Here is a 19,948-nt window from a genome sequence, read left to right as displayed (position 1 = left end):
GGGATCCCCCTGCTATGGCCAAGGATTTCGGGGCAGAGGCGGACGGCGGCCGCGCCGCGCGGCGGCGGCAGTTCGCCGAGGCCGCACGCGAGGAGAAACCCGATCTCGCCCTGCTGTGCCTGCTGATCGGCGCGGAGGCCGATCCGGAGCTGGACGAGAAGGGCATGGACGAGGCCCAGATCGAACTGGACCGGCTGGCCGGGCTGCTCCCGTACGCGCCGACCGGCGGCCCCGGCGCCTGGGCCCGTAACCTCGCCGGGCTGCTCGGCACCCGCTGCGGCTTCGGCGGCTCCCCCGCCGACTACCGGCGGCTGGAGTCATCCCTGCTGCACCAGGTGCTGCGGCGGCGCCGGGGCCTGCCGATCCTGCTGTCGGTGGTGTGGCTGGAGGTCGCGCGGCGCGCCGGGGCGCCGGTGTACGGGGTGGCACTGCCGGGCCATTTCGTCGTCGGCCTCGGCGATCCCTCCGGCGCGCATGTGCTGGTGGACCCGTTCGCGGGCGGGCGGCTGCTGGGCGAGGCGGACGCGGCGCTGCTGGTACGGGGCACCACCGGCGGAGAACTGACCGCGCCGATGCTCACGCCCGCCGATCCGCGGGAGATCGTGCTGCGCATCCTCAACAACATCCGCGCCTGGGCGCAGGCACGCCCCGAACACAGCGCCGTCCAGCTCTGGGCCCTGGACCTGTCCCTGCTCCTCCCCAGCCATCCGGCCCGGCTACGCCATGAACGCGCCCAACTGCTCGTCCAGCGCGGCGAGTTCCTGGAGGGCGCCGAAGAGCTGGAGGAGTACGCCCGGGTTCTCGACGCCGTCGACCCCACCACCGCCACCACCCTCCGCCGCGAGGCGGCGGCGGCGCGGGCCATGTTGAATTGACCGTCCGCTGCGCTTTGCCTGGGCCCCACGTTTTTGCCTGCGGCGCCGCGGTGTGTTCTCGCCGTTGCGCCTGCGGCGGGCGTTGCCTCCCCCAGCTAACGCTGGGAGGTGCCCCCAGCGCGGGGCTGTCCGGCAGCGGCACCGGCCCTACACGGCTCCGCCGCTACGGCCCGGCACCTCCCCGTTGGGGGTGGAGAAAAACGGTGGGGGCGGACCACCGGCCTTCTTCCCCCCCCACTCACGGGAGGGGCCGCGCCGCAGGACGAAGTCCGGAGGCGTGGCACCGCACCCGTACCAACCCACGCCCGCCGCAGGCGAAACGGCGAGAAACACACCGCGGCGCCGCAGACAAAAACGTGGGGAGAAACCTAGAGCGCCACGGACCGCCGGACGATCAGCGCGGTGGCGTCGTCCTTCAGATCGCCACGCGTAAAGGCTTCGAGGTCGGCCCGGAGGGTGCGGGCCAGGTCGGCGGGCGGCAGGTGGGTCCAGGCGGACAGGCGGTCGCGCAGGGGGTAGAAGGTGCCGTCCCGGCCGCGGGCCTCGGTGACGCCGTCCGTGCACAGGACGACCCAGTCGTCGGGTTCGGGACGTACCCGCGCGCTGCGGCGCCGTTCGGCGACAAGGGGGCCCAGGCCGAGCGGGAGGGCGCCCTCGCCGTCGCGGCGTTCGTGGACCACGCCGCGGCGTACCAGGTAGTACGGGATATGGCCGCAGGACAGGACCCGGCCCTCGCCGGTGCCGCGCACCTCCATCAGCAGCGCGGTCACGAAGCGCTCGTCGGAGCCCTGCGCGGCCGAGCGGGTGTTGTAGCGGGCCAGGGCCTGTTCCATGCGTTCGGCGATGGACTCCAGGGACTCCTGGTAGTGGGCGGCCTCCCGGAAGGAGGCCAGGACGTCCAGGCCCGCGCCGATGGCGGGCATGCCCTTGCCCTGGACGTCCCCGATCATCAGCCGTAGCCCGTGCGGGGTTTCGACGGCCTCGAAGATGTCGCCGCCGACCCGGGCGCCTTCCTGGGCCGAGACATAGAAGCCGTACGCCTCGACCGGCCCGGCGCGCAGCGGCAGCTCGCGCAGGACGGCCCGCTGCACGGTGTCGGCGACCAGGCTCGTACGGGCGTGCAGTGCCTCGCGCTGCAGCCGCGTACGGCACAGCACCAGGGCGAAGACGGCCACCAGGGCCGCGCCGAAGACGCCGACGACGCGGCTGGCGGGGGCCCAGTCCGGAACGGTGAGGATGTCGACGTATGTCAGGCAGCCGAGGTAGACGGCGGCCACGACCAGCGTCCAGCGGAACGAGCAGCGCAGCGCGGCCACCAGGGGGGCGATGCCCATGAAGGAGGAGATGTGCAGCTCGGGGCCGGTCGTGGCGTCCACCACCACGACGGTCACGACGAGGAGGATCAGCACCGCGGCGGCGCGGGCGCCGCCGTCCGGCGGGCGGGTGGCAGGCATAACAGTTCAAGCCTGCAAGACATGCGGCGGCAGCGCACAGGGACCAAGGTCCCCGGGCCGCCGGACCTCCGGACAGGTCCTACAGCCAGCCCTTGTCGCGGGCCGTGCGGACCGCCTCGGCGCGGTTGCGGACGCCGGTCTTCTGGATGGCGAGGGAGAGGTAGTTGCGGACGGTGCCCTGGGAGAGGTGCAGGGCGGCGGCGATCTCGGCGTTGGTGGCGCCGTCGGCCAGGCGCAGTACGTCGCGTTCGCGCTCGGTCAGGGGGCTGGCGCCGTCGGCGAGGGCGGTGGCGGCCAGGGCCGGGTCGATGACCCGCTCGCCGCGCAGGACGCGGCGGACGGCGTCGGCGAGCCGGGCCGCGGGGGCGTCCTTGACCAGGAAGGCGTCGGCGCCGGCCTCCATGGCACGGCGCAGATAGCCGGGGCGGCCGAAGGTGGTGAGGATGACGAGCTTGAGGTCGGGGAACTCCGCGCGCAGGGCGGCCGCGGCGTCCAGTCCGTTGCCGCCGGGCATCTCGATGTCCAGGAGGGCGACGTCGACCGAATGGGCGCGGGCCGCCGGGAGGACCTCGTCGCCGCGGGCCGCCTGGGCGACGACCTCCAGATCGGGTTCGAGGGACAGCAGCGCGGCGAGGGCCTCGCGGACCATCGACTGGTCCTCGGCGAGGAGGAGTCGTACACAGGGCGCGGGCCGCTCGCCGTCCGGATCGGTCATGCGCCCAGCGTAGCCAGCGTGGTGCGGCGGCCGGATGTTGACGTCAGAGGGAGCCGTCATGGTGAATCCGGCGGGCGTAGCGGGTGAATACGGCAACGGGCCGGGGTTCAGGCTTGGCGGCCGGGGGGTTGCCCGGTAGCAAGACTGCGGCGTACCAACCGCGAGGGGCAGGACCACACAGTGATGAATTCGGCACGTGTCAAATCCTTGATCGCAGGTGCTTGCGGCGTGCTTTTGGCCATGGGTGGGGCGTCGCCTGCCTTGGCGTCGGACGGATTCGACGTATGGGGCGGGTCGGGGAACGGCGACACCTGGGTCGAGATGGACTCGATTCTCGTGTGCAAGCACCGGGCCAAGATCTGCGTCAACGGGCCGTTGAACAGCGGAAATCTCAAGAACTCGCAGAACGTCTACCTTTCCGGCAACCAGAGCAACAGTGGCAGCCCGACCAACATCAACGGAGCTTCCGAGGCCGACAACACCGGAAAAGGCAACGAGAACGACAGCGAGAACAATACGCAGAAGGTCCGCTGAGGTAATGCGCGGTGCCGCGGCGAGGCGGCACAAAGAGATCGCCCGGCGGATTCGCCGGGCGATCTCCCTGTCGAGAGATATCAGTGCGGCAGGCCCCCGAGGAGCCGCTGAATATTGTTGGCACTGCCCGTCGTGCTCCCCGAAGCGGAATTCTCGCTATTGGTGGAGCCGTTCGTGCTTTTGAGATTTCCGCTGTTGTTCGGGTTGCCGTGATTGATGAAGTTCCCGCTGTGCACACTGTTGCCGCTGTGCACCGGGCCGTTGACACAAGGGTGCGGCGATTTGATCTGCGGCGATTTGTAATTGAAATCGGCCAGCCGGTTGTTGCAGGTGACATTGGAAACCATGCCGGTCACGTCAGCGAGATCGGCGCCCACCGTGGCCCCGAGCAAGGAGGGTTCCGTCTGGGCCTGGGCAGGTACGGCGCCGAGCAGCATCACACCGCACGCCCCGACGACGCTTCCCGCCTGCACAAGTCTTCTCACGGCGCTCCTAGCCTCTGTCTCACGGGTGTCAGACATATCGTGCTGCCGTTGTCCCTACGCCACGCCGCCGAACCGCAGAAACTCAAACCCTTGTCGGCAAGGTTCAGTCGGGTGGCCTAACGCTTTCAGCGGGTGTCGCGGAGATGTCGCCGCCGGATGGCGCAGGGCCGCCGAGCGGGACGTAGGCCCGCAGGGCGAAGCCCCGGCCGCGCGGGGCGGGGCCGGTCTCCAGACGGCCGTCGGCCAAGGCCAGGCGCTCGCGCAGGCCGGACAGGCCGTTGCCGTCGTGGAAGGCACGGGGCGGGCCGGTGCCGTCGTCGACCACGGCCAGGCACAGATAGCGGCGTTCGTCGGACTCCCACTCCTCGGTGAGCAGCAGCTCGCAGCGGTGGGCGCCGCTGTGCCGTACGACATTGGTGGCCGCCTCGCGCAGGGCCCAGGCCAGCGCGCCCTCCTCGTCGGGGGCGAGCCCGGGCCGCTCGCACTCCAGGGCGGGGTCGACGGTGACCTCGATACCTGCCGTGCGCAGCGCGGCGCGCACACCGGCCAGTTCGACGGCGAGCCGGGGGCGGCGGTATCCGGTGACCGCCTCGCGGACGTCGACCAGCGCCTGGCGGCTGACCCGTTCGATGTCGGCGACCTGCCGGGCGGCGTCCTCGGGCTTGTCGGGGAGCATCCGGCCGGCCAGCTCGCTTTTGAGAGTGATCAGGGAGAGCGAGTGGCCGAGCAGGTCGTGCAGGTCGCGGGCGAGGCGCAGCCGTTCGTCGTTGGCGGCGAGGCGGGCGACCTCCTCACGGGCGGAGCGCAGCTCCTTGGTCGTACGGATCAGGTACTGCACCCCGACCATCATGAAACCGCTGCCCAGCGTGGGCAGGCTGTAGGCGAAGACGTAGTAGTCGCGGATCTCGGAGTAGCGCGCCCCGACGGCGAGCACCACGAGGGTGATCAGCGGGATGAGCCAGCGCGACAGCTTCCAGGGCATGACCACGCCGGTGGCGACGCTGGTGAAGATGAACAGCACCAGCCAGGAGGAGTCCAGCGTCCAGGAGAGCGCGATGGACAGCGCCAGCATCAGGGCGAGCGCCGCGTAGGCGATCGGGCCGGCCAGGGCGCGCCACATGTGCCGGAAGACCAGGACGAAGTAGGAGACGACGAAGAGTGCGAGCCCGAGGAATCCCCAGATCCGCTCTGCGGTGGTGGTCCGGGGCTGCATCAGCTGGGCGACGGGAGCGGCCAGATACAGCAGCCAGACGCCCACCCACACCGTCTTGCTGAGGGCCTGGCGGCGGGTTCGGGCTTCCTGCCCGATCATCACCGGGTTGCGGTCCTCGGACGCGCACGTCGTCTCCACCGGTCTATGCCTTCCGGGTGTCCTTGCGGTACAGCCATGCCGCGCAGGCGGTGAAGACCAGCAGATAGCCGGCCAGGATGGCCATGTCCTTCACCTGAGGGGCGTTGCCGGCCTCGACCGCGGTGCCGAGTGCCGTGTAGGCGTGGGTCGGGAGCCATTCTGCGATGTTCTGCACCCACTGGGGCAGGATCGTCAGCGGCATCCACAGGCCGCCGAGGAAGGCCAGCCCGAAGTAGATCAGCATGGCTATCGGGCGGACCGCGTCGCCGGTGGCCAGATAGCCGATGGCGACGCCCAGGGCGGCGAAGACGAAGCTGCCGAGCCAGGTGCCGCCGCCGATGGCGAGCCACTGCCAGGCCTCCAGCCGGACGCCCTTGACCGTGGCGGCGACGATCATGACCAGCACGATCGAGGGCAGGCTGACCGTGGCGGCGGCGCCCATCTTGGCCGCGACATAGCCGCGGGCGGGCAGGGCGGTCAGCCGCAGCTGGCGCACCCAGCCGCTTTCGCGCTCCTTGGCGATGCGCTCGCTGTTGCCCAGCAGGACGGCCGTCATGGCACCGAATGCCGCCATGGAGACCATGAAGTACAGCCCCATGTCCAACTGCATGCCCGGTATCGGCTTGCTGTCCGCGCCGCCCGCGATGATCAGATACAGCGCCGGCGGATAGATCACCGAGAAGAACATGAACTTCTTGTTGCGCAGGGCGCGGATGATCTCGAGCTTGATCAGGGTGGTCATCGGGCCGCCTCCTCGGCGGTGGCGGACGTCGCGTCGGATGCGGTGGTCAGGGCGATGAAGGCCTGTTCCAGGCCGAGGCCGGAGACCTCCAGATTGCGGGGGTAGGCTCCCAGGCCGTAGAGGGCGTGCACGGTGGCGTCGGCGTCCTGGGACTGGATGCGCACGGTGCGACGGCCGGTGCCGGCGGCGGAGCCGTTGTCGGACACGGACAGGGAGGTCAGGAACGGCAGGGCCGACAGGGCGTCGCGGTCGACCGGTGCGTCGAGGTCGAAGCTGATCCGGCGGGCGCCGGCCCTGGCCTTGATCTCGGCGGCGCTGCCGTCGGCGAGGACCCGGCCGCGGTGCAGCACGATCACCCGGTCGGCTATGGCGTCGGCCTCTTCGAGGTAGTGCGTGGCGAACAGGACGGTGCGGCCCTGGAGGGCCTGCTCGCGCATCGCGCCCCAGAAGGTCTGCCGGGCCGAGACGTCCATACCGGTGGTCGGTTCGTCCAGCACGATCAGGTCGTTGGCGCCGGCGGTGGCCAGGGCGAAGCGCACCCGCTGCTCCTGGCCGCCGGAAAGCTTGCCGACCATGCGCTCGGCGATGTCGGTGATGCCGGCGGTCTCCAGAATCCGGTCGAGGGGGTAGGCGCGCGGATGCAGATCGCGGGCGAGCCCGACCAACTCCTTGACCTTGACGCCCTCCATCAGGCCGCCGCTTTGCAGCATGGCGCCGACCCGGCCGTCTTCTATGGCGCGCTGCGGGGTCATCCCGAAGAGCGAGAGGCTGCCGGAGTCGGGGGTGCGCAGTCCGAGGAGGAGGTCGAGGGTGGAGGACTTGCCCGCGCCGTTGGGCCCGAGGAGGGCCACGGTCTCGCCCGGATGCAGTTCCAGGTCCAGATCGGCCACCGCGCGCACCGCGCCGTAGCTCTTGCTGACCCCCCGGAAGCTGACCACGGGCGCCGGGCCGGCGGGCTGCGCGGCGGTGGCGGTGGTGGTTGCTGTCGTCGTCATGACATTCAGCTTCCGGCATCCGCACTTCGCCCGGCAGTGTCGTGTGTACGGACCTTTGCATGACATCTGTCATGGGTGAGGCCCCCTAGGGGATTTCCCTGAGGAATCCGCCCAGAGGGCCTCCACCTGCGGTTTTACTCCGTGCCACGGCCGGCAGCAGTCACCGGCCGATCACGGACGCCGTCACGGCGCGTCCGCGCCGATCGTCTGTACCCGCTCCGCGGGCGTCCTGCCCTGCAACGCCTTGCTCACCGCGCTCGCCACCATGTTCGGGGTGACCGGCTTCTTCTGGCCGCTGCCCGTGGTGACCGTCTGGCCGTTGAAGGTGTCGCCGTAGAGATGCTCGAGGACCGGCAGGTTGTAGTGGATCGTCAGCTGACCGTCGGCGGTCGGCGTGAAGGACAGGAACTTGGGGATGGACTTCTGCGGGCTGAAGGAGACCGCGTGCCCCGCGTCCGTCCGCACCGTGACCAGCCCCGACATCGCCGGCTCGGCGAACAGCTTCATCGCCTTGTCCACCGCGGCCTTGCCGACCTTGGGCTGCTGGGTGGTGGCCGCCAGATCGACGGTGGTGTCGCTGCCGGTGGAGGCCCGGTCGCGGTAGGCGTCGGCGAGCTTGGTCTGGGACGCCCCGGTGTCGATCGACTTGTACGGCACGCCGTAGTGCGGCACCGCCTTGCCGTTCACGAAGGAGATCCCGCCGTCCTTGGCGGCGGCCGCCGGACCGGCGAGGTTCTGGAGGGCCACGCCCAGCTTTTCGTCGTCGACGACCACCGCGGGATCGGCGACGCGGGTGCCGCCGAAGAGCGAGCCGATGACCGAGACGGGGTTGTAGTCGCGGCCCGCGGCCTTGCGGACGGTGGCCTGAAGGTCGATGGAGAGGCCGGCCTTGGCGGGCTGGAGGGTGACGGGCTTGCCGCCGACGGTGAGCTTGAGCGGCGCGGTGAGGCGGTCGCCCAGGCCCTTCTCCAACTTCTTGACGGCCTCGTCCTTGCTCGTGCCGCCGATGTCGATGCCGAGCGCGGTGGTGCCGTTGGGCACGTCGGCGTGGTCGAGCAGCAGACCGGCGCCGTAGGCGACACCGACCAGGGCCACGAGGCCGACGCCCACCAGGACGATCTTGTTGCGGCCCTTCTTGGGCGGCTTGATCGGCTCCGGGATCGCCCGGCGCGACGGCGGGGCTGCGGAGTCGTCCGCGTCGGCGGGGTGGGAGGCGAACGGCGAGGGGGACGACGGTCCGTCGGACGTCGTCGGGATGCCGCTGACCAGGGTGTCGCCGGAGACCCGGCCGCCGGGGGCGGAGCCGCGCGCGCCGTCGTCCGTACCGACGGCACCGGGGACGCCGCTTGGGCGCCCGCGCTTCTTCTTCGGGGCGCCGGGCCCCGCGGCGGTGCTGCCGGGAGCGCCGGGACCCGCCGCGGCGCTGCCGGGCAGGCCGCCCGAGATGCCTCCGGTGACGCCCATGCCGCGGCCCGGACCGGCCAGCGGGGGCGCCGGAGGCTGCGGGGTGAGCTCGGCGGTGTCGTCGGGCCGGCCGGGCACACCGGGCGCCTCGGGCTCGCTGAAGCCGGGCGGGAGGTTCAGCGCGCTGTCACCGCGCGCCGGGCCGGTCGTCGGGCCGCTGGGGCCCGCGGGGTCGCCCAGCGGGGAGTCGAAGGGGCTGCGCGGGCGTGCGGGCGCGGCGGGCGCATCGAACGGCGAACCGCCGCGCGGACCACCGCCGTCGAACGGGGTGCTCTCGAAGGGCGAGCCGCCCGTGGGCGCCCCGGTGTCGAACGGCGTGCTCGTCTGCCCTGCCCCGGTGTCGTACGGCGAAGCGCCGCCGGGCGCGCCCTGGCCGTCGGAGAAATACGGCAGGTCGGGGCGGTTCGGGGACGTGGCGCCGGAGGTGCCGCGCGGCGGCGTCGCACCGGAGGGGGCGGGCGGGACCTGGTGCGAGCCCGTCGAGGACCCGCCACCGGGGCCGGCGCCCGGCTTGCGCGGGGCGAACCAGTCGCTGGTCTTGTCACCGGGGCCACCGGTGGTCGGCGCGTCCCCGGCCGCCTCGGGCCGCGGGGTGTTCGCGGTGCGCTCGCCGCTGCGTTCGGCGCCACGTGCGGGAGCGGACGGGCCCGGGGATCCGGCGGGGCCGCCGGGCGCGGCCGGAGCGCCCATGCCGGACTCCTCACCGACGGGCTTGCGCACGACGACCGGCGGGATGGGGCGGGACCCCGGAATGTTGATCTTGATCCGCGTCGTCAGCGTGGTCTCGGTCTTCGGCTCCTCCGGCCGGGCCGCGGCCTCGTCGGCGTTTCCCCCGGGCGAGCCGTACGGCTGCGTGCCCGAGGGGTACGCGGCTCCGCCACGGCCCTGGGGGCCGGAGGACGAACTGTCAGATTCACGACTCAAAGCAGGTTCTCCCGGTTGGCTCCGCCGCTCGTCAGCGATGATCCCCGGCCACAGGCCAGGTGGGGGAGCCCCCGGCGTTAGCCGAGGGTGTGCCCCCAGGGCGGCGCGGCGGCGCGCACCACCATACTGGCCGCCGCCGACGGACACCCGAAGAGCGTACGAACACCGCCGCCATGGGCGAACCCCCTGGACACAACCCGTTTAGCGGGCTCGCCGCCGGTTTGGTCCTGCTATGGACCATGTCATCCGCCAACTCGGCCGTGCGGTACGCCCACAGCACGCCGCTGGGCGACGGTGGCGCAGATCACAGCGACCGCCAGGCCACCGGCCAGGAAGAGGTACGAGCTGGTCCCGGCGCCGAAGAGGAAGTCCCCCTCCGGCCGGACCTGACTGAGCAGGAGGAACACGGCCACCAGCCAGCCCGCGCCCGGGATCATCGCACCGGCCAGGGTGCCGGTCGCGGTGGCGCCGCCGTGGAAGAGACCGGCCGCCGCGGCCAGCGCCAGCAGCAATCCGCCCGGGAACCACGCCGCTTGGACGAGCGTCCCGGCCACGGCGACCAGGACCCCCGCGACCAGCAGCAGCACGTACAGGCCGATCCGGCCCGGCGTCACCGGGGCCGACGGCCCGGCGGCGGGGCGGGGCGGGGCGGGGGGCACGGGGCGCGCGGCGGAGGCGCCGCCGCCCGCCCGCGACCGCTGCGGTGCGCCGGGCCCGTTGCCCTTGCCGCCCGCGGCAGCGCCCTTCCCCGCGGGCCTTCCCGCACCCTTGCCGGGCCCCTTGCCGGAACCGCTTCCGGGCCCGTTTCCGGGTCGCTCACCTGGTCCCTTGCCGGGCCCGTTTCCCGCGCTCATTCCGCCGCCTCCTCCATCCGGTCCGCCGCCCGGTGCTCCGTCCGCTCCGCCGTCCGGCTGCCGCTCTCGCCGCCGCCGACGGCGCTGCCCGCGCCCGCCGGGATCCCGGCGAACAGGTCGTCCTCGCGCTCGCCCTCCGGGGCGCCCGCCTCACCGTGCACCAGTCGATAGTGCTCGCTGCCGAACAGCGGCTGGCCCAGATCATTGGAGAGCGCGAAGAACGGTCCGTCGACCGCGATCTGGGTGTAGTGGGCGCGCATCGCCGCGGCCTTGGCCGCCGCGTACACCGGGCCGCCGCCGATCGACGCGGTGACCTCGGCATCCGGCACCACGCCCGGGACGTCGTCCACCGAGGCGATCCCGGGGAAGGAGACCCCGGCGGCCGACAGCCTGGCGAAGCCCTTCTCGACGTCCGAGCGGGCGTTGCAGTTCCAGTAGATCTTCTCGATCGCGTACGCGGGGCCCAGGTCCGGGCGGAAGTCCGCCCGTCCGGCGAGCTCCGCGCCGCGCATCGCGACGCGGTGCGCCTGGATGTGATCGGGGTGCCCGTATCCGCCGTTCGGGTCATATGTCACCAGGACCTGGGGACGGATCTCACGGATGACGGCCACCAGATGCGCGGCCGCCTCGTCGAGATCGGCCTGCCAGAACGCCTGCGGCCGGTCGTTCTGGGGCGCGCCCATCATTCCGGAGTCGCGGTAGCGGCCCGCGCCGCCGAGGAAACGGTGGTCGGTGACGCCCAGCGCGGCCATGGCGGCGGCCAGCTCGCCGACACGGTGCGCGCCGAGGGCGTCCTCGCGGTCGGGTGCCAGATGGGCGAGCTCGGCCGGGATGACCTCGCCCTCTTCGCCGAGTGTGCAGGTCACCAGGGTGACCAGGGCACCCTCGGCGGCGTACCTGGCCATGGTCACACCGTTGTTGATCGACTCGTCGTCGGGGTGCGCATGGACCAGCAGGAGGCGGCGGGAAGGGATGTCACTGCGCTGCGCGGCATCTCCGCCCGGGGCGGTGGTGGGAGACGGGTGGGACATGCCGACAGCCTACGAGCCGTCCTCCGAGCCCTCAGCAGGCGATCCCGGTCGCCGTCCCTGCACCCGATCGGGGGACGGGTGTCCGGGGCGGCACCCTGGGACGGCCGCCCCGGACACCCGGACCCGATCAGCAGGTGCAGTGGTTCGGAACTCGAGGGTGCGGTGGCTCAGAACTTGATGTTGCCGAGCATGCTGGCCACGTTCGTCGTCACCTGCTTGACCGTCGGGGCGATGGACGAGCTGGCCAGATAGAAGCCCAGCAGCATGCAGACAAACGCATGCGCGGCCTTCAGCCCGGACTTCTTGACAAGCAAGAAGACGATGATCGCCAGCAGCACCACCGCCGAAATCGAGAGTGCCACGGCGGCTCACCTCCAAGTACGCACGGACCGGACAGAGTTGGTGGCACACGGGACGCCTCGACGACCCGCACACCGGGTTATGCCATGGGCTCTTTACCCCGTACCCATGACGCGCAAGGGATCATAACTTTCCGTCCGAGTGCATAAGTCGGTGCACGGGTGCAGAGGAGGGGCGCACGCGATCTTCACGAGTGCGACCACCGGTGGCCCACGCCCTTTGGGCCCGCGCCCCTTTAGGCTCGGGCCCATGACGACCGGACAGCCTTCCTTCCCCCGGCAGTACGCCCGTACACAGCGTTTCACCCTGGGCGCCCCGCGCGGCTACGCCCTCTCGCCCGACGGCGCCCGCGTCGTCTTCCTGCGCTCCGCTTCGGGCACCGACCGCGCCCAGCGGCTGTGGGTCCTCGACCTGGACGAGGGACGGGAGTTCACCGCCGCCGACCCCCTGGCGCTGCTGGCCGGGGCGGACGAGGAACTCTCCCCCGAGGAGCGGGCCCGCCGCGAGCGTACCCGGGAAGGCTCGGCGGGCGTGGTCGGCTACGCGGTGGACGAGGCCGTGGAGTTGGCGGCGTTCACCCTCTCCGGCCGGCTGTTCGTCTCGGAGCTGCGGGCCGGCACCACACGTGAACTCCCGGTCCAGGGGCCCGTGGTGGACCCGCGGCCGTCGCCGGACGGGCGGCGGGTGGCGTTCGTGGCACAGGGCGGGCTGCGGGTGGTCTCGGTGGACGGCGGGGCCACCTCCGACGGCGGGGCCGCCCCCGACGAAGAGAGCGCGTCCGACGACGGCGCGGGCGACACCCGTACCGCCAACACCCGTACCGCCGACCGGCTCCTCGCCGCGCCGGACGGTCCGCAGGTCACCTGGGGCCTGGCGGAGTTCATCGCCGCGGAGGAGATGGGCCGCCACCGGGGCTTCTGGTGGTCGCCCGACAGCGACCGGCTGCTGGCCGCCCGGGTCGACGAGTCCCCGGTGCGGCGCTGGTGGATCGCCGACCCCGCCCACCCCGACCGCGAGCCGGTGCCGGTCGCCTACCCCGCGGCCGGCACCGCCAACGCCGTGGTGACCCTGGCCCTGTTGGGGCTGGACGGCTCCCGTACGGAGGTCACCTGGGACCACGTCCGCTACCCCTATCTGGCGCGCGTGCACTGGTCCGCGGGCGGTCCGCCGCTGCTCCTGGTGCAATCCCGCGACCAGCGCGACCAGCGCTATCTGACCGTCGACACCGGGACCGGCGCGACCCGTACGGTGCACGACGACGAGGACGAGGTGTGGGTCGAGCCGTTCCCCGGGGCGCCCGCCTGGACTCCGGACGGACGGCTGGTGCGGATCGCGGACGAGGGCGGCGCCCGCAAACTGTTCGTCGGCGACCGGCCGTTGACGGGTGCACCGCTGCATGTGCGCGCCGTACTGGACGTCGGAGAGGACGACGTCCTGTTCTCCGCGAGCGGTACGGATATGAAGGACATCGGCGTCTACCGCGCCTGGTTCCGCGGCAGCGGCGACCAGGGCGGCTGGGAGCGGGTGGGCGCGCGGCCGTTCCCGACGGTGTCCTCGGCGGTGCGCAGCGGGGAGCTGGTGGTGCTCTCCCAGGCGTCGGCCGAGTGGCCCGGGGCCCGGGTGGAGGTCCTGCGGCTGGATGCGGACGGCGGCGAGAAGACGCTGGCCACGCTCGCCTCGTACGCCGAGGAGCCGCAGCTGACCGCCCGTCCGCGCTTCGTGCTGGCCGGGGAGCGGGAGATTCCGTGCGCGGTGCTGCTGCCCACCGGCTATACGGAGGCCGACGGTCCGCTGCCGGTGCTGCTGGATCCGTACGGCGGGCCGCACGGACAGCGGGTGGTCGCCGCGCACCATGCGCATCTGACGTCGCAGTGGTTCGCGGACCAGGGGTTCGCGGTGCTGGTGGCGGACGGCCGGGGCACCCCGGGACGTTCCCCCGGCTGGGAGAAGGCGATCTCGCGGGAGCTGGCCGCGGTCGTCCTGGAGGACCAGGTCGACGCCCTCCAGGCGCTGGCCGAATCCTTCCCCTTCGACCTGGAGCGGGTCGCGATCCGCGGCTGGTCGTTCGGCGGCTATCTGGCCGCCCTGGCCGCGCTGCGCCGGCCCGATGTCTTCCATGCGGCGGTGGTGGGCGCGCCGGTGACCGATCTGCGGCTGTACGACACCCACTACCAGGAGCGGTATCTGGGGCACCCGGACGAGGAGCCGGCCGTCTACGCCGAGAACTCGCTGGTCACGGACGAGGGTCTGTCGGGGGCGGTGGAGCCGCACCGGCCGCTGATGATCGTGCACGGGCTGGCGGACGACAATGTCGTGGTGGCGCATGCGCTGCGGCTGTCGGCGGCGCTGCTCGCGGCGGGCCGGCCGCACGAGGTGCTGCCACTGAGCGGGGTGACCCATATGACGCCCCAGGAGCAGGTGGCCGAAAACCTGCTGCTGCTCCAGGTGGACTTCCTCAAGCGGTCCTTGGGGATGGCCTGAGCGCTCCGTGGGCGAGGGAAGCGTGAACCGGCGGGTGCGCCTGCCCCGTTAGGCGGTGCGCCCGCCCCGTTACCAGCCCGGCGGGAGCCTGGACGGCGGGGGCGGCGCATGCGGCGGCCGCTCCGCCTCCGGGGAGGCGTCGTAGGCCAGCGCCCCGCCCGCCTCCGGGCGGCCGTCCGGCACTCCGGGCCGGGCCGCCACCACGGCCGCGGCGGTCCCGGCGAGGGCCACCACCACCGCGGTGCCCAGCTCCAGTCGGGCCTGGCCGGGCAGCAGCGGGAACTCGCCGAGCTGCCCGGTCCCGGCGGCGAACACCAGCGCCCCGGCCGCCTGGACGGCCAGCAGCGTCCCGGCCGCCAGGGCCGCGGGCCGGGCCCAGGACGCCCGCCGCAGCGCCGCGGCGGCGGCTCCCAGGGACAGCAGCGCGTACACCGTCATCTGCCAGTGCACCGGGGGCTGGAGCAACGCCCGGAAGACGGAGGCGTCGCCGAGCAGCCCCTTGCGGTAGACGTCCCAGCCCAGCCGCAGCAGCCAGTGGGCCTCCCAGGCGGCGAGCGCCAGTCCGGCCGTTCCCAGGAGGGCGGCGAGCGCACCGGCCTGCCCCTTGTGCGGGCGGCCGGGGGCGTCGTCGGATTCGTCGTCGTGCGGCAGCCGGTGGACCACTCCGTACGCGCGCCGGGTCACCCCGCGCAGATCCTCGTCGGCGCTGTCGTCGGGACGGCGGCCCGCGGCGACCACGACGGCCAGGACCACGGCGAGGGCGAGCTGGGCGCCGGCGGTCAGCCGGGCCCGTCCGGTCAACCCGCTCTCCAGGCCCTGCAACCAGCTCGCGCCCAGCACCCACAGCAGCGGGAGCCGCAGCAGCGCAGTGGCGGACGCCAGGGCGAGCAGCGCGCCGGAGGCGATCGAGGAGGCGGCGCGCAGCGCGGCGGCCGCGGCGGCGAGCGCGCCGAGCACCAGCAGCGGATCGAGGGCGCTGGTGCCCCAGGCGGTGAACTCGCCGGGCCGGCGCACCTCGCCCAGCCAGGTCCACCACACGTCGGCGGGATGCTGGGCGATGTTCAGGTCCCGGATGATCCAGCCGATGTCGGTCAGCGCCATCAGCACACACAGCAGGGCCGCGGTGCCCCGGGCGCCCGCGCTGAGACCGGTGTTCCGTCTGGTGGACACGGCCGCCCCCGTCCGCGTCGATGCGCCGTCTCGTCCGTGGCGCCGCCGGTGTGCGCACGCCTGGTGCAGGTCTACTGCACCCGCGGGGCCGGGACAACACATACGTCGTGGCGGTGCGGCATACCCGCGAAAACGGTGACCGGCCGGGGGCTCCTCTCGGCGTCCCCGGCCGGTCTACGGCACCCGCACGGCCGTACGTTGTTCAGCATCGCGCGTTCGTATATCGGAGTTGCTGCGGCGATATTGCCTTCTTGTTAAAGCGGTTGGGCGCGATATGTCCCCCATGCCGTACATGACCGAGGCCTGTCAAGCACGCCTATGCGTCGATCTGCGTAATCTTCGCTCAAGAAGCAGACGACCTGCACAACGGCACACCGCACACCCTTGACTCCGCCGTAAATAACTTGCGAAAGTCGCGCCATCCAACGGCGCGACTCGGCGCCGCTTCATGTTCCAAGAGAACTCGGCGCGGGGGCACTTCGCGATGACTAGTCCATCCCAGACCGCGGTGACCAAGACCGACACCCCAGGTCTGGGTCCCGACAGTGCGACCTCGGAGAAAAAGGGCAAAAACGGTGCGCTCACGGGGCGTTCACCGGGCCAGCTGATGTGGGCGCGTTTCAAACGCGACCACACGGGCGTCATCAGCGCCTTCATCGTGCTGTTCTTCTTCGCCGCCGGCGCGCTCGCACCGCTGATATCCAACGTCTACGGCAAGGACCCCTGGACCCGATACGGGCAGGTCACCCCGGGCCTGCTGGTCAACCAGTACCCGGCCGGCCCCAACGGCGGCATCTCCTCGGACTTCTGGTTCGGACTGGAACCGGGCCTGGGCCGCGATGTGTTCATGCAGCTGCTCTACGGCATCCGCAACACACTGGGGCTGGCGGTGGGCGTCACGATCATCTCGGTGCTCACCGCGATCGTGCTGGGGGTGACGGCCGGCTACTTCGGCGGCCGCACGGACTACTTCATCGGCCGGCTCATCGACCTGCTGATGGCCTTCCCCAACCAGCTGTTCTATGTCGCGTTCGTCCCGGTGGTCAGCGCCATCTTCGTCGCCCCCGAGGACGAGATGCCCTTCTGGCTGCGCTGCACGATCCTGATCGCGGTGCTGTGGTTCCTGGGCTGGATGAGCCTCGCCCGGCTGCTGCGCGGCCAGGTACTGTCGCTGCGCGAGCGGGAGTTCATCGAGGCGGCCAAGATCAGCGGCGCCTCTCCCTGGCGGATCATCCGGCGCGAGCTGGTGCCCAATGTGATGACGCCGATCCTGGTCCAGACGACCTACATGCTGCCGAACTTCGTGACCTCGATCGCCGGTCTGTCGTTCCTCGGCGTCGGTCTCGTCGAGCCCACCCCGGACTGGGGCCGGATGTTCGCCAACGCGGCCGACTACTACCACAACGACATCACGTATCTGTTCTTCCCCGGCGTCGCGATGGTCCTTTTCATCGTCGCGTTCAACCTGCTCGGGGACTCGGTCCGGGACGCCTTCGACCCGAAGAGGGCTCGGTGAATCCGTTCCACAGGGGGTGCTGCCACCCCAGTGCCGCATCAGTCAGGCAGCAGCAACGGATCAACGACAGGCAGGTGCATTCACAACCATGAGCAATGTCCGTATGCGCAGAGCCCAGGCCGCGATCGTGGCCCTCACCGCCGGAGCACTGGCCCTGACCGCGTGCAGCGCCGGCGCCAAGCAGGGCGCGGGCGACGACCAGTCGCGCAAGGATGCCGAGAAGATGCGCGGGCAGATAGCCTTCGCCGACGCGGCCGCCTCCAAGGGTCCGGCCGCGCCGGTGCCCGGTGCCACTCCGGGCGGCACCATCAAGGTCTACCAGCGCGACACCTACGCCCACCTCGACCCGGCGCAGCTCTACGTCTCCGACCAGGGCAGCCTCTCGACCCTGCTGTTCCGCAGGCTGACGGCGTTCAACGAGGACAACAACGGCAAGTACAACGTCGTCGGCGACCTCGCCACGGACAGCGGCGAGAAGTCCGACGGCGGCAAGACCTGGACGTACAAGCTCAAGGACGGCGTCAAGTTCGAGGACGGCAAGCCGATCACCTCGACGGACCTGCGGCACACCTTCGAGCGGCAGTTCGCGGACTTCATCACCAGCGGACCGACCTACGTCCAGCGCTGGCTGGCCGACTCCAACTCGACCGCCGGCTACCGCAAGCTCCTGCCGGGCGGCCCCTACGGCGGCAAGCACCTGCCCAAGAGCGTCCTGGACACGCCGGACGACCACACCATCGTCTTCCACTTCAAGAAGCCGGTCGGTGACCTGCCCTACGCCCTGGCCCTGGCGGGCTACGGCGTCGTCGAGAAGGCCAAGGACACCAAGGAGAAGTACGACAAGGCCCCGGTCGCCTCGGGCCCGTACAAGATCCAGCCCGGATCGTTCAAGAACGGCAAGGGCATCACGCTGGTCAAGAACGCCCAGTGGGACCCCAAGACGGACCCCACGCGTCACCAGTACCCGGACGAGTTCGACATCCAGTTCAGCGTGTCCTACATCGACTCCACCCAGCGTCTGATGGCCGACAACACGGACAACCAGACGGCGATCAGCTTCAACAACCAGGTGGACGCGGCCAGCCTCCAGCGGGTCGCCAACGACCCCAAGATCAAGGCCCGTTCGACCTCCGGCTACCAGCCGTACGTCGGCGTGATGAACTTCAACATGCGCCGCCTGAAGGACAAGCGGATCCGCGAGGCCATCGCCTACGCCATGCCGATCCAGTCCATCCTCGACGCGTACGGCACCCCGGGCGGCGGTGAGCTGGCGGGCAGCTACATCAGCCCGACGCTGACCGGCTACAAGAACATCGACCCCTACGGCAAGCTCAAGAACCCGCTGGGCGATGTCGCCAAGGCCAAGGCGATCTTGAAGAAGGCCGGCAAGCTCGGCATGAAGTTGACCTACGCCCACAACACGGCGGTCGAGCCCGCGAAGTACTCCGTCGCGGTGGCCGACAACCTCAAGAAGGCCGGCTTCGACGTCCAGAACAAGGAACTGCCCTCGGACACCTACTACGACATCATCGGCAAGACGGACAACCAGTTCGATGTCTACCCCTCGGCGTGGGGCGCGGACTGGCCGAGTGCGCTGACGGTGCTTCCCCCGGTGTACGACGGCCGGCAGATCCAGGACGGCGGCACCAACTACGCGCTGTACAACAACCCGGAGACCAACAAGGAGATCGACCGGATCTCCCAGGAGACCGACCAGAAGAAGGCGGCGGCCGACTGGTTCGCGCTGGGCGAGAAGATCCTCAAGGACGACCTCCCGCAGATCCCGACCTTCTACTACAAGCAGGTCCAGCTGCACGGCTCCAAGATCGGCGGCGTGATGAACAACAACATCCTCAGCGCCATCGACCCGACCAAGCTGTACGTGAAGAAGTAGTCGTCCGGCCGCGCATCCAGAGCGGCCCCCGGCACGGTGTGCCCGTCGCATCCGACGGGCACACCGTGCCCCGCCCCCACCCTCCACACTTCCGCTGCCCCACGAGAGCTGCGATCTGCCATGCTTCGATTCCTCGTCCGCCGGTCTCTCGGCGCGATCGTGATCTTGCTGCTCATCAGCGCCTTCACGTTCTTCCTCTTCTTCGCCGCCCCAAGGGACCCCGCGCTGCTGGCCTGCGGACGGAACTGCGGCCCCGACGCCCTCGCGATCATCCACAAGAACATGGGGCTCGACCAGCCGGTCCCGGTGCAGTACCTGCACTTCATGGCCGGCATCGTCACCGGCCGCGACTTCGCCCAGGGACCGTGCCCCGCCCCCTGCTTCGGCTACTCCTTCGCCACCGGTGACGCGGTGTGGAACACCATCGTCGACCGCTTCCCGATCACGCTGTCGCTGACCCTCGGCGCCGCGGTGGTCTTCCTGTTCGTGGGCCTGGCCACCGGCATGCTCGCCGCCTGGAAGCAGGGCAGCCTGCTCGACAAGTTCTTCAGCTCGGTCTCGCTGGTGCTCAGCTCGTTGCAGATCTATTTCGTCGGGCCGATCGTGCTGACCCTGCTCGTCTACAACACCAATCTGCTGGGGCAGCCCAAGTACGTACCCATCACCGAGGATCCGGCGGGCTGGTTCATGGGCCTGCTGATCCCGTGGTGCGTGCTGTCGATCATCTTCACCGCCCAGTACACCCGTATGGCGCGCTCCGCGATGATCGAGCAGCTCCAGGAGGAACACGTGCGCACGGCCCGCGCCAAGGGCATGTCGGCCGCCACGGTCTTCTTCCGCTACGCCTGGCGCGGCTCGCTGATCCCCATCGTCACCATCTTCGGCATCGACCTGGGCACCCTCTTCGGCGGCGCCATGATCACCGAGGTGACGTTCGCGCTGCCGGGTCTGGGCACCCTGTCGATCGAGTCGGTGCTCAAGACCGATCTGCCCACGGTGATGGGCGTGATGCTCTTCGCGGCCACGTTCATCATCCTGTTCAACATCGTCGTGGACGCGGCGTACGCCCTTATCGACCCGCGCGTGCGCCTCGCCTAGGAGAG

17 protein-coding genes are annotated in these 19,948 nt (G+C 71.1%); 6 read left to right on the top strand and 11 right to left on the bottom strand.

Annotated elements, in window-relative coordinates; genetic code table 11:
• Nucleotides 1-14: 14 nt before the first annotated feature.
• Complete coding sequence (locus B1H19_RS26560; protein WP_083107260.1) at nucleotides 15-875, top strand: transglutaminase family protein; 861 nt, start codon at nucleotides 15-17, stop codon at nucleotides 873-875.
• Between the two features lie 368 nt (nucleotides 876-1,243).
• Here B1H19_RS26560 and B1H19_RS26555 read toward each other — a convergent pair whose 3' ends face one another.
• Both B1H19_RS26555 and B1H19_RS26550 read right to left on the bottom strand, forming a co-directional pair.
• The gene (locus B1H19_RS26555) at nucleotides 1,244-2,329 is read right to left on the bottom strand and encodes a PP2C family protein-serine/threonine phosphatase (RefSeq protein ID WP_083107259.1); all 1,086 of its coding nucleotides are present in this window, start codon (nucleotides 2,327-2,329) and stop codon (nucleotides 1,244-1,246) included.
• A gap of 79 nt (nucleotides 2,330-2,408) precedes the next feature.
• Nucleotides 2,409-3,044 carry a response regulator transcription factor gene (locus tag B1H19_RS26550; RefSeq protein WP_083107258.1) on the bottom strand — a complete coding sequence of 212 codons (636 nt, stop codon included), beginning with the start codon at nucleotides 3,042-3,044 and terminating at the stop codon, nucleotides 2,409-2,411.
• Nucleotides 3,045-3,227: 183 nt separating this feature from the next.
• Between B1H19_RS26550 and B1H19_RS26545 the strand changes: the two genes are divergently transcribed.
• Complete coding sequence (locus tag B1H19_RS26545) at nucleotides 3,228-3,578, top strand: hypothetical protein (RefSeq protein WP_237289527.1); 351 nt, start codon at nucleotides 3,228-3,230, stop codon at nucleotides 3,576-3,578.
• 80 nt (nucleotides 3,579-3,658) lie between these two features.
• Here the strand turns inward: B1H19_RS26545 and B1H19_RS26540 are convergent, their stop codons facing one another.
• From B1H19_RS26540 to B1H19_RS26505, 8 genes are all read right to left on the bottom strand, one after another.
• Nucleotides 3,659-4,051 carry a hypothetical protein gene (locus tag B1H19_RS26540; RefSeq protein ID WP_083107256.1) on the bottom strand — a complete coding sequence of 131 codons (393 nt, stop codon included), beginning with the start codon at nucleotides 4,049-4,051 and terminating at the stop codon, nucleotides 3,659-3,661.
• 115 nt (nucleotides 4,052-4,166) lie between these two features.
• Complete coding sequence (locus B1H19_RS26535) at nucleotides 4,167-5,414, bottom strand: sensor histidine kinase (protein ID WP_237289526.1); 1,248 nt, start codon at nucleotides 5,412-5,414, stop codon at nucleotides 4,167-4,169.
• Between the two features lie 4 nt (nucleotides 5,415-5,418).
• Nucleotides 5,419-6,156, bottom strand: coding sequence for an ABC transporter permease (locus B1H19_RS26530; RefSeq protein WP_083107255.1), 738 nt, complete (start codon nucleotides 6,154-6,156; stop codon nucleotides 5,419-5,421).
• Nucleotides 6,153-7,151, bottom strand: coding sequence for an ABC transporter ATP-binding protein (locus B1H19_RS26525; protein ID WP_083107254.1), 999 nt, complete (start codon nucleotides 7,149-7,151; stop codon nucleotides 6,153-6,155). Before B1H19_RS26525 ends, B1H19_RS26530 begins: the two co-directional genes overlap by 4 nt.
• A gap of 183 nt (nucleotides 7,152-7,334) precedes the next feature.
• Complete coding sequence (locus B1H19_RS26520) at nucleotides 7,335-9,539, bottom strand: hypothetical protein (RefSeq protein ID WP_083107253.1); 2,205 nt, start codon at nucleotides 9,537-9,539, stop codon at nucleotides 7,335-7,337.
• A 242-nt stretch (nucleotides 9,540-9,781) separates the two neighbouring features.
• Complete coding sequence (locus B1H19_RS26515; RefSeq protein ID WP_237289525.1) at nucleotides 9,782-10,393, bottom strand: DUF6113 family protein; 612 nt, start codon at nucleotides 10,391-10,393, stop codon at nucleotides 9,782-9,784.
• Nucleotides 10,390-11,424, bottom strand: a complete 1,035-nt coding sequence (gene mshB / locus B1H19_RS26510) for an N-acetyl-1-D-myo-inositol-2-amino-2-deoxy-alpha-D-glucopyranoside deacetylase (RefSeq protein ID WP_083107252.1) — start codon at nucleotides 11,422-11,424, stop codon at nucleotides 10,390-10,392. Before mshB ends, B1H19_RS26515 begins: the two co-directional genes overlap by 4 nt.
• Before the next feature lie 167 nt (nucleotides 11,425-11,591).
• Nucleotides 11,592-11,786 carry a hypothetical protein gene (locus B1H19_RS26505; protein WP_030065897.1) on the bottom strand — a complete coding sequence of 65 codons (195 nt, stop codon included), beginning with the start codon at nucleotides 11,784-11,786 and terminating at the stop codon, nucleotides 11,592-11,594.
• 247 nt (nucleotides 11,787-12,033) lie between these two features.
• On the opposite strand from B1H19_RS26505, the gene B1H19_RS26500 reads away from it, so the two are divergent.
• On the top strand, nucleotides 12,034-14,265 hold the full coding sequence (locus B1H19_RS26500) for a prolyl oligopeptidase family serine peptidase (protein WP_083107251.1): 2,232 nt from the start codon (nucleotides 12,034-12,036) through the stop codon (nucleotides 14,263-14,265).
• 69 nt (nucleotides 14,266-14,334) lie between these two features.
• On the opposite strand, the gene B1H19_RS26495 is transcribed toward B1H19_RS26500, so the two are convergent.
• Nucleotides 14,335-15,435, bottom strand: coding sequence for a hypothetical protein (locus B1H19_RS26495; protein ID WP_237289524.1), 1,101 nt, complete (start codon nucleotides 15,433-15,435; stop codon nucleotides 14,335-14,337).
• Between the two features lie 484 nt (nucleotides 15,436-15,919).
• Between B1H19_RS26495 and B1H19_RS26490 the strand changes: the two genes are divergently transcribed.
• The 3 genes from B1H19_RS26490 (at nucleotide 15,920) to B1H19_RS26480 (ending at nucleotide 19,943) form a co-directional block, all read left to right on the top strand.
• The gene (locus B1H19_RS26490) at nucleotides 15,920-16,951 is read left to right on the top strand and encodes an ABC transporter permease (RefSeq protein ID WP_083107250.1); all 1,032 of its coding nucleotides are present in this window, start codon (nucleotides 15,920-15,922) and stop codon (nucleotides 16,949-16,951) included.
• A gap of 88 nt (nucleotides 16,952-17,039) precedes the next feature.
• Nucleotides 17,040-18,845 carry an ABC transporter substrate-binding protein gene (locus B1H19_RS26485; protein WP_083107249.1) on the top strand — a complete coding sequence of 602 codons (1,806 nt, stop codon included), beginning with the start codon at nucleotides 17,040-17,042 and terminating at the stop codon, nucleotides 18,843-18,845.
• 120 nt (nucleotides 18,846-18,965) lie between these two features.
• On the top strand, nucleotides 18,966-19,943 hold the full coding sequence (locus B1H19_RS26480; protein ID WP_083107248.1) for an ABC transporter permease: 978 nt from the start codon (nucleotides 18,966-18,968) through the stop codon (nucleotides 19,941-19,943).
• The last annotated feature ends 5 nt before the right edge of the window (nucleotides 19,944-19,948 follow it).

The sequence above is a fragment of the Streptomyces gilvosporeus genome (genome assembly GCF_002082195.1).
Taxonomy (GTDB): domain Bacteria; phylum Actinomycetota; class Actinomycetes; order Streptomycetales; family Streptomycetaceae; genus Streptomyces; species Streptomyces gilvosporeus.
The sequence above is the reverse complement of the archived record's forward strand: the minus strand, read 5'-3'. Positions and strand labels throughout refer to the sequence as shown.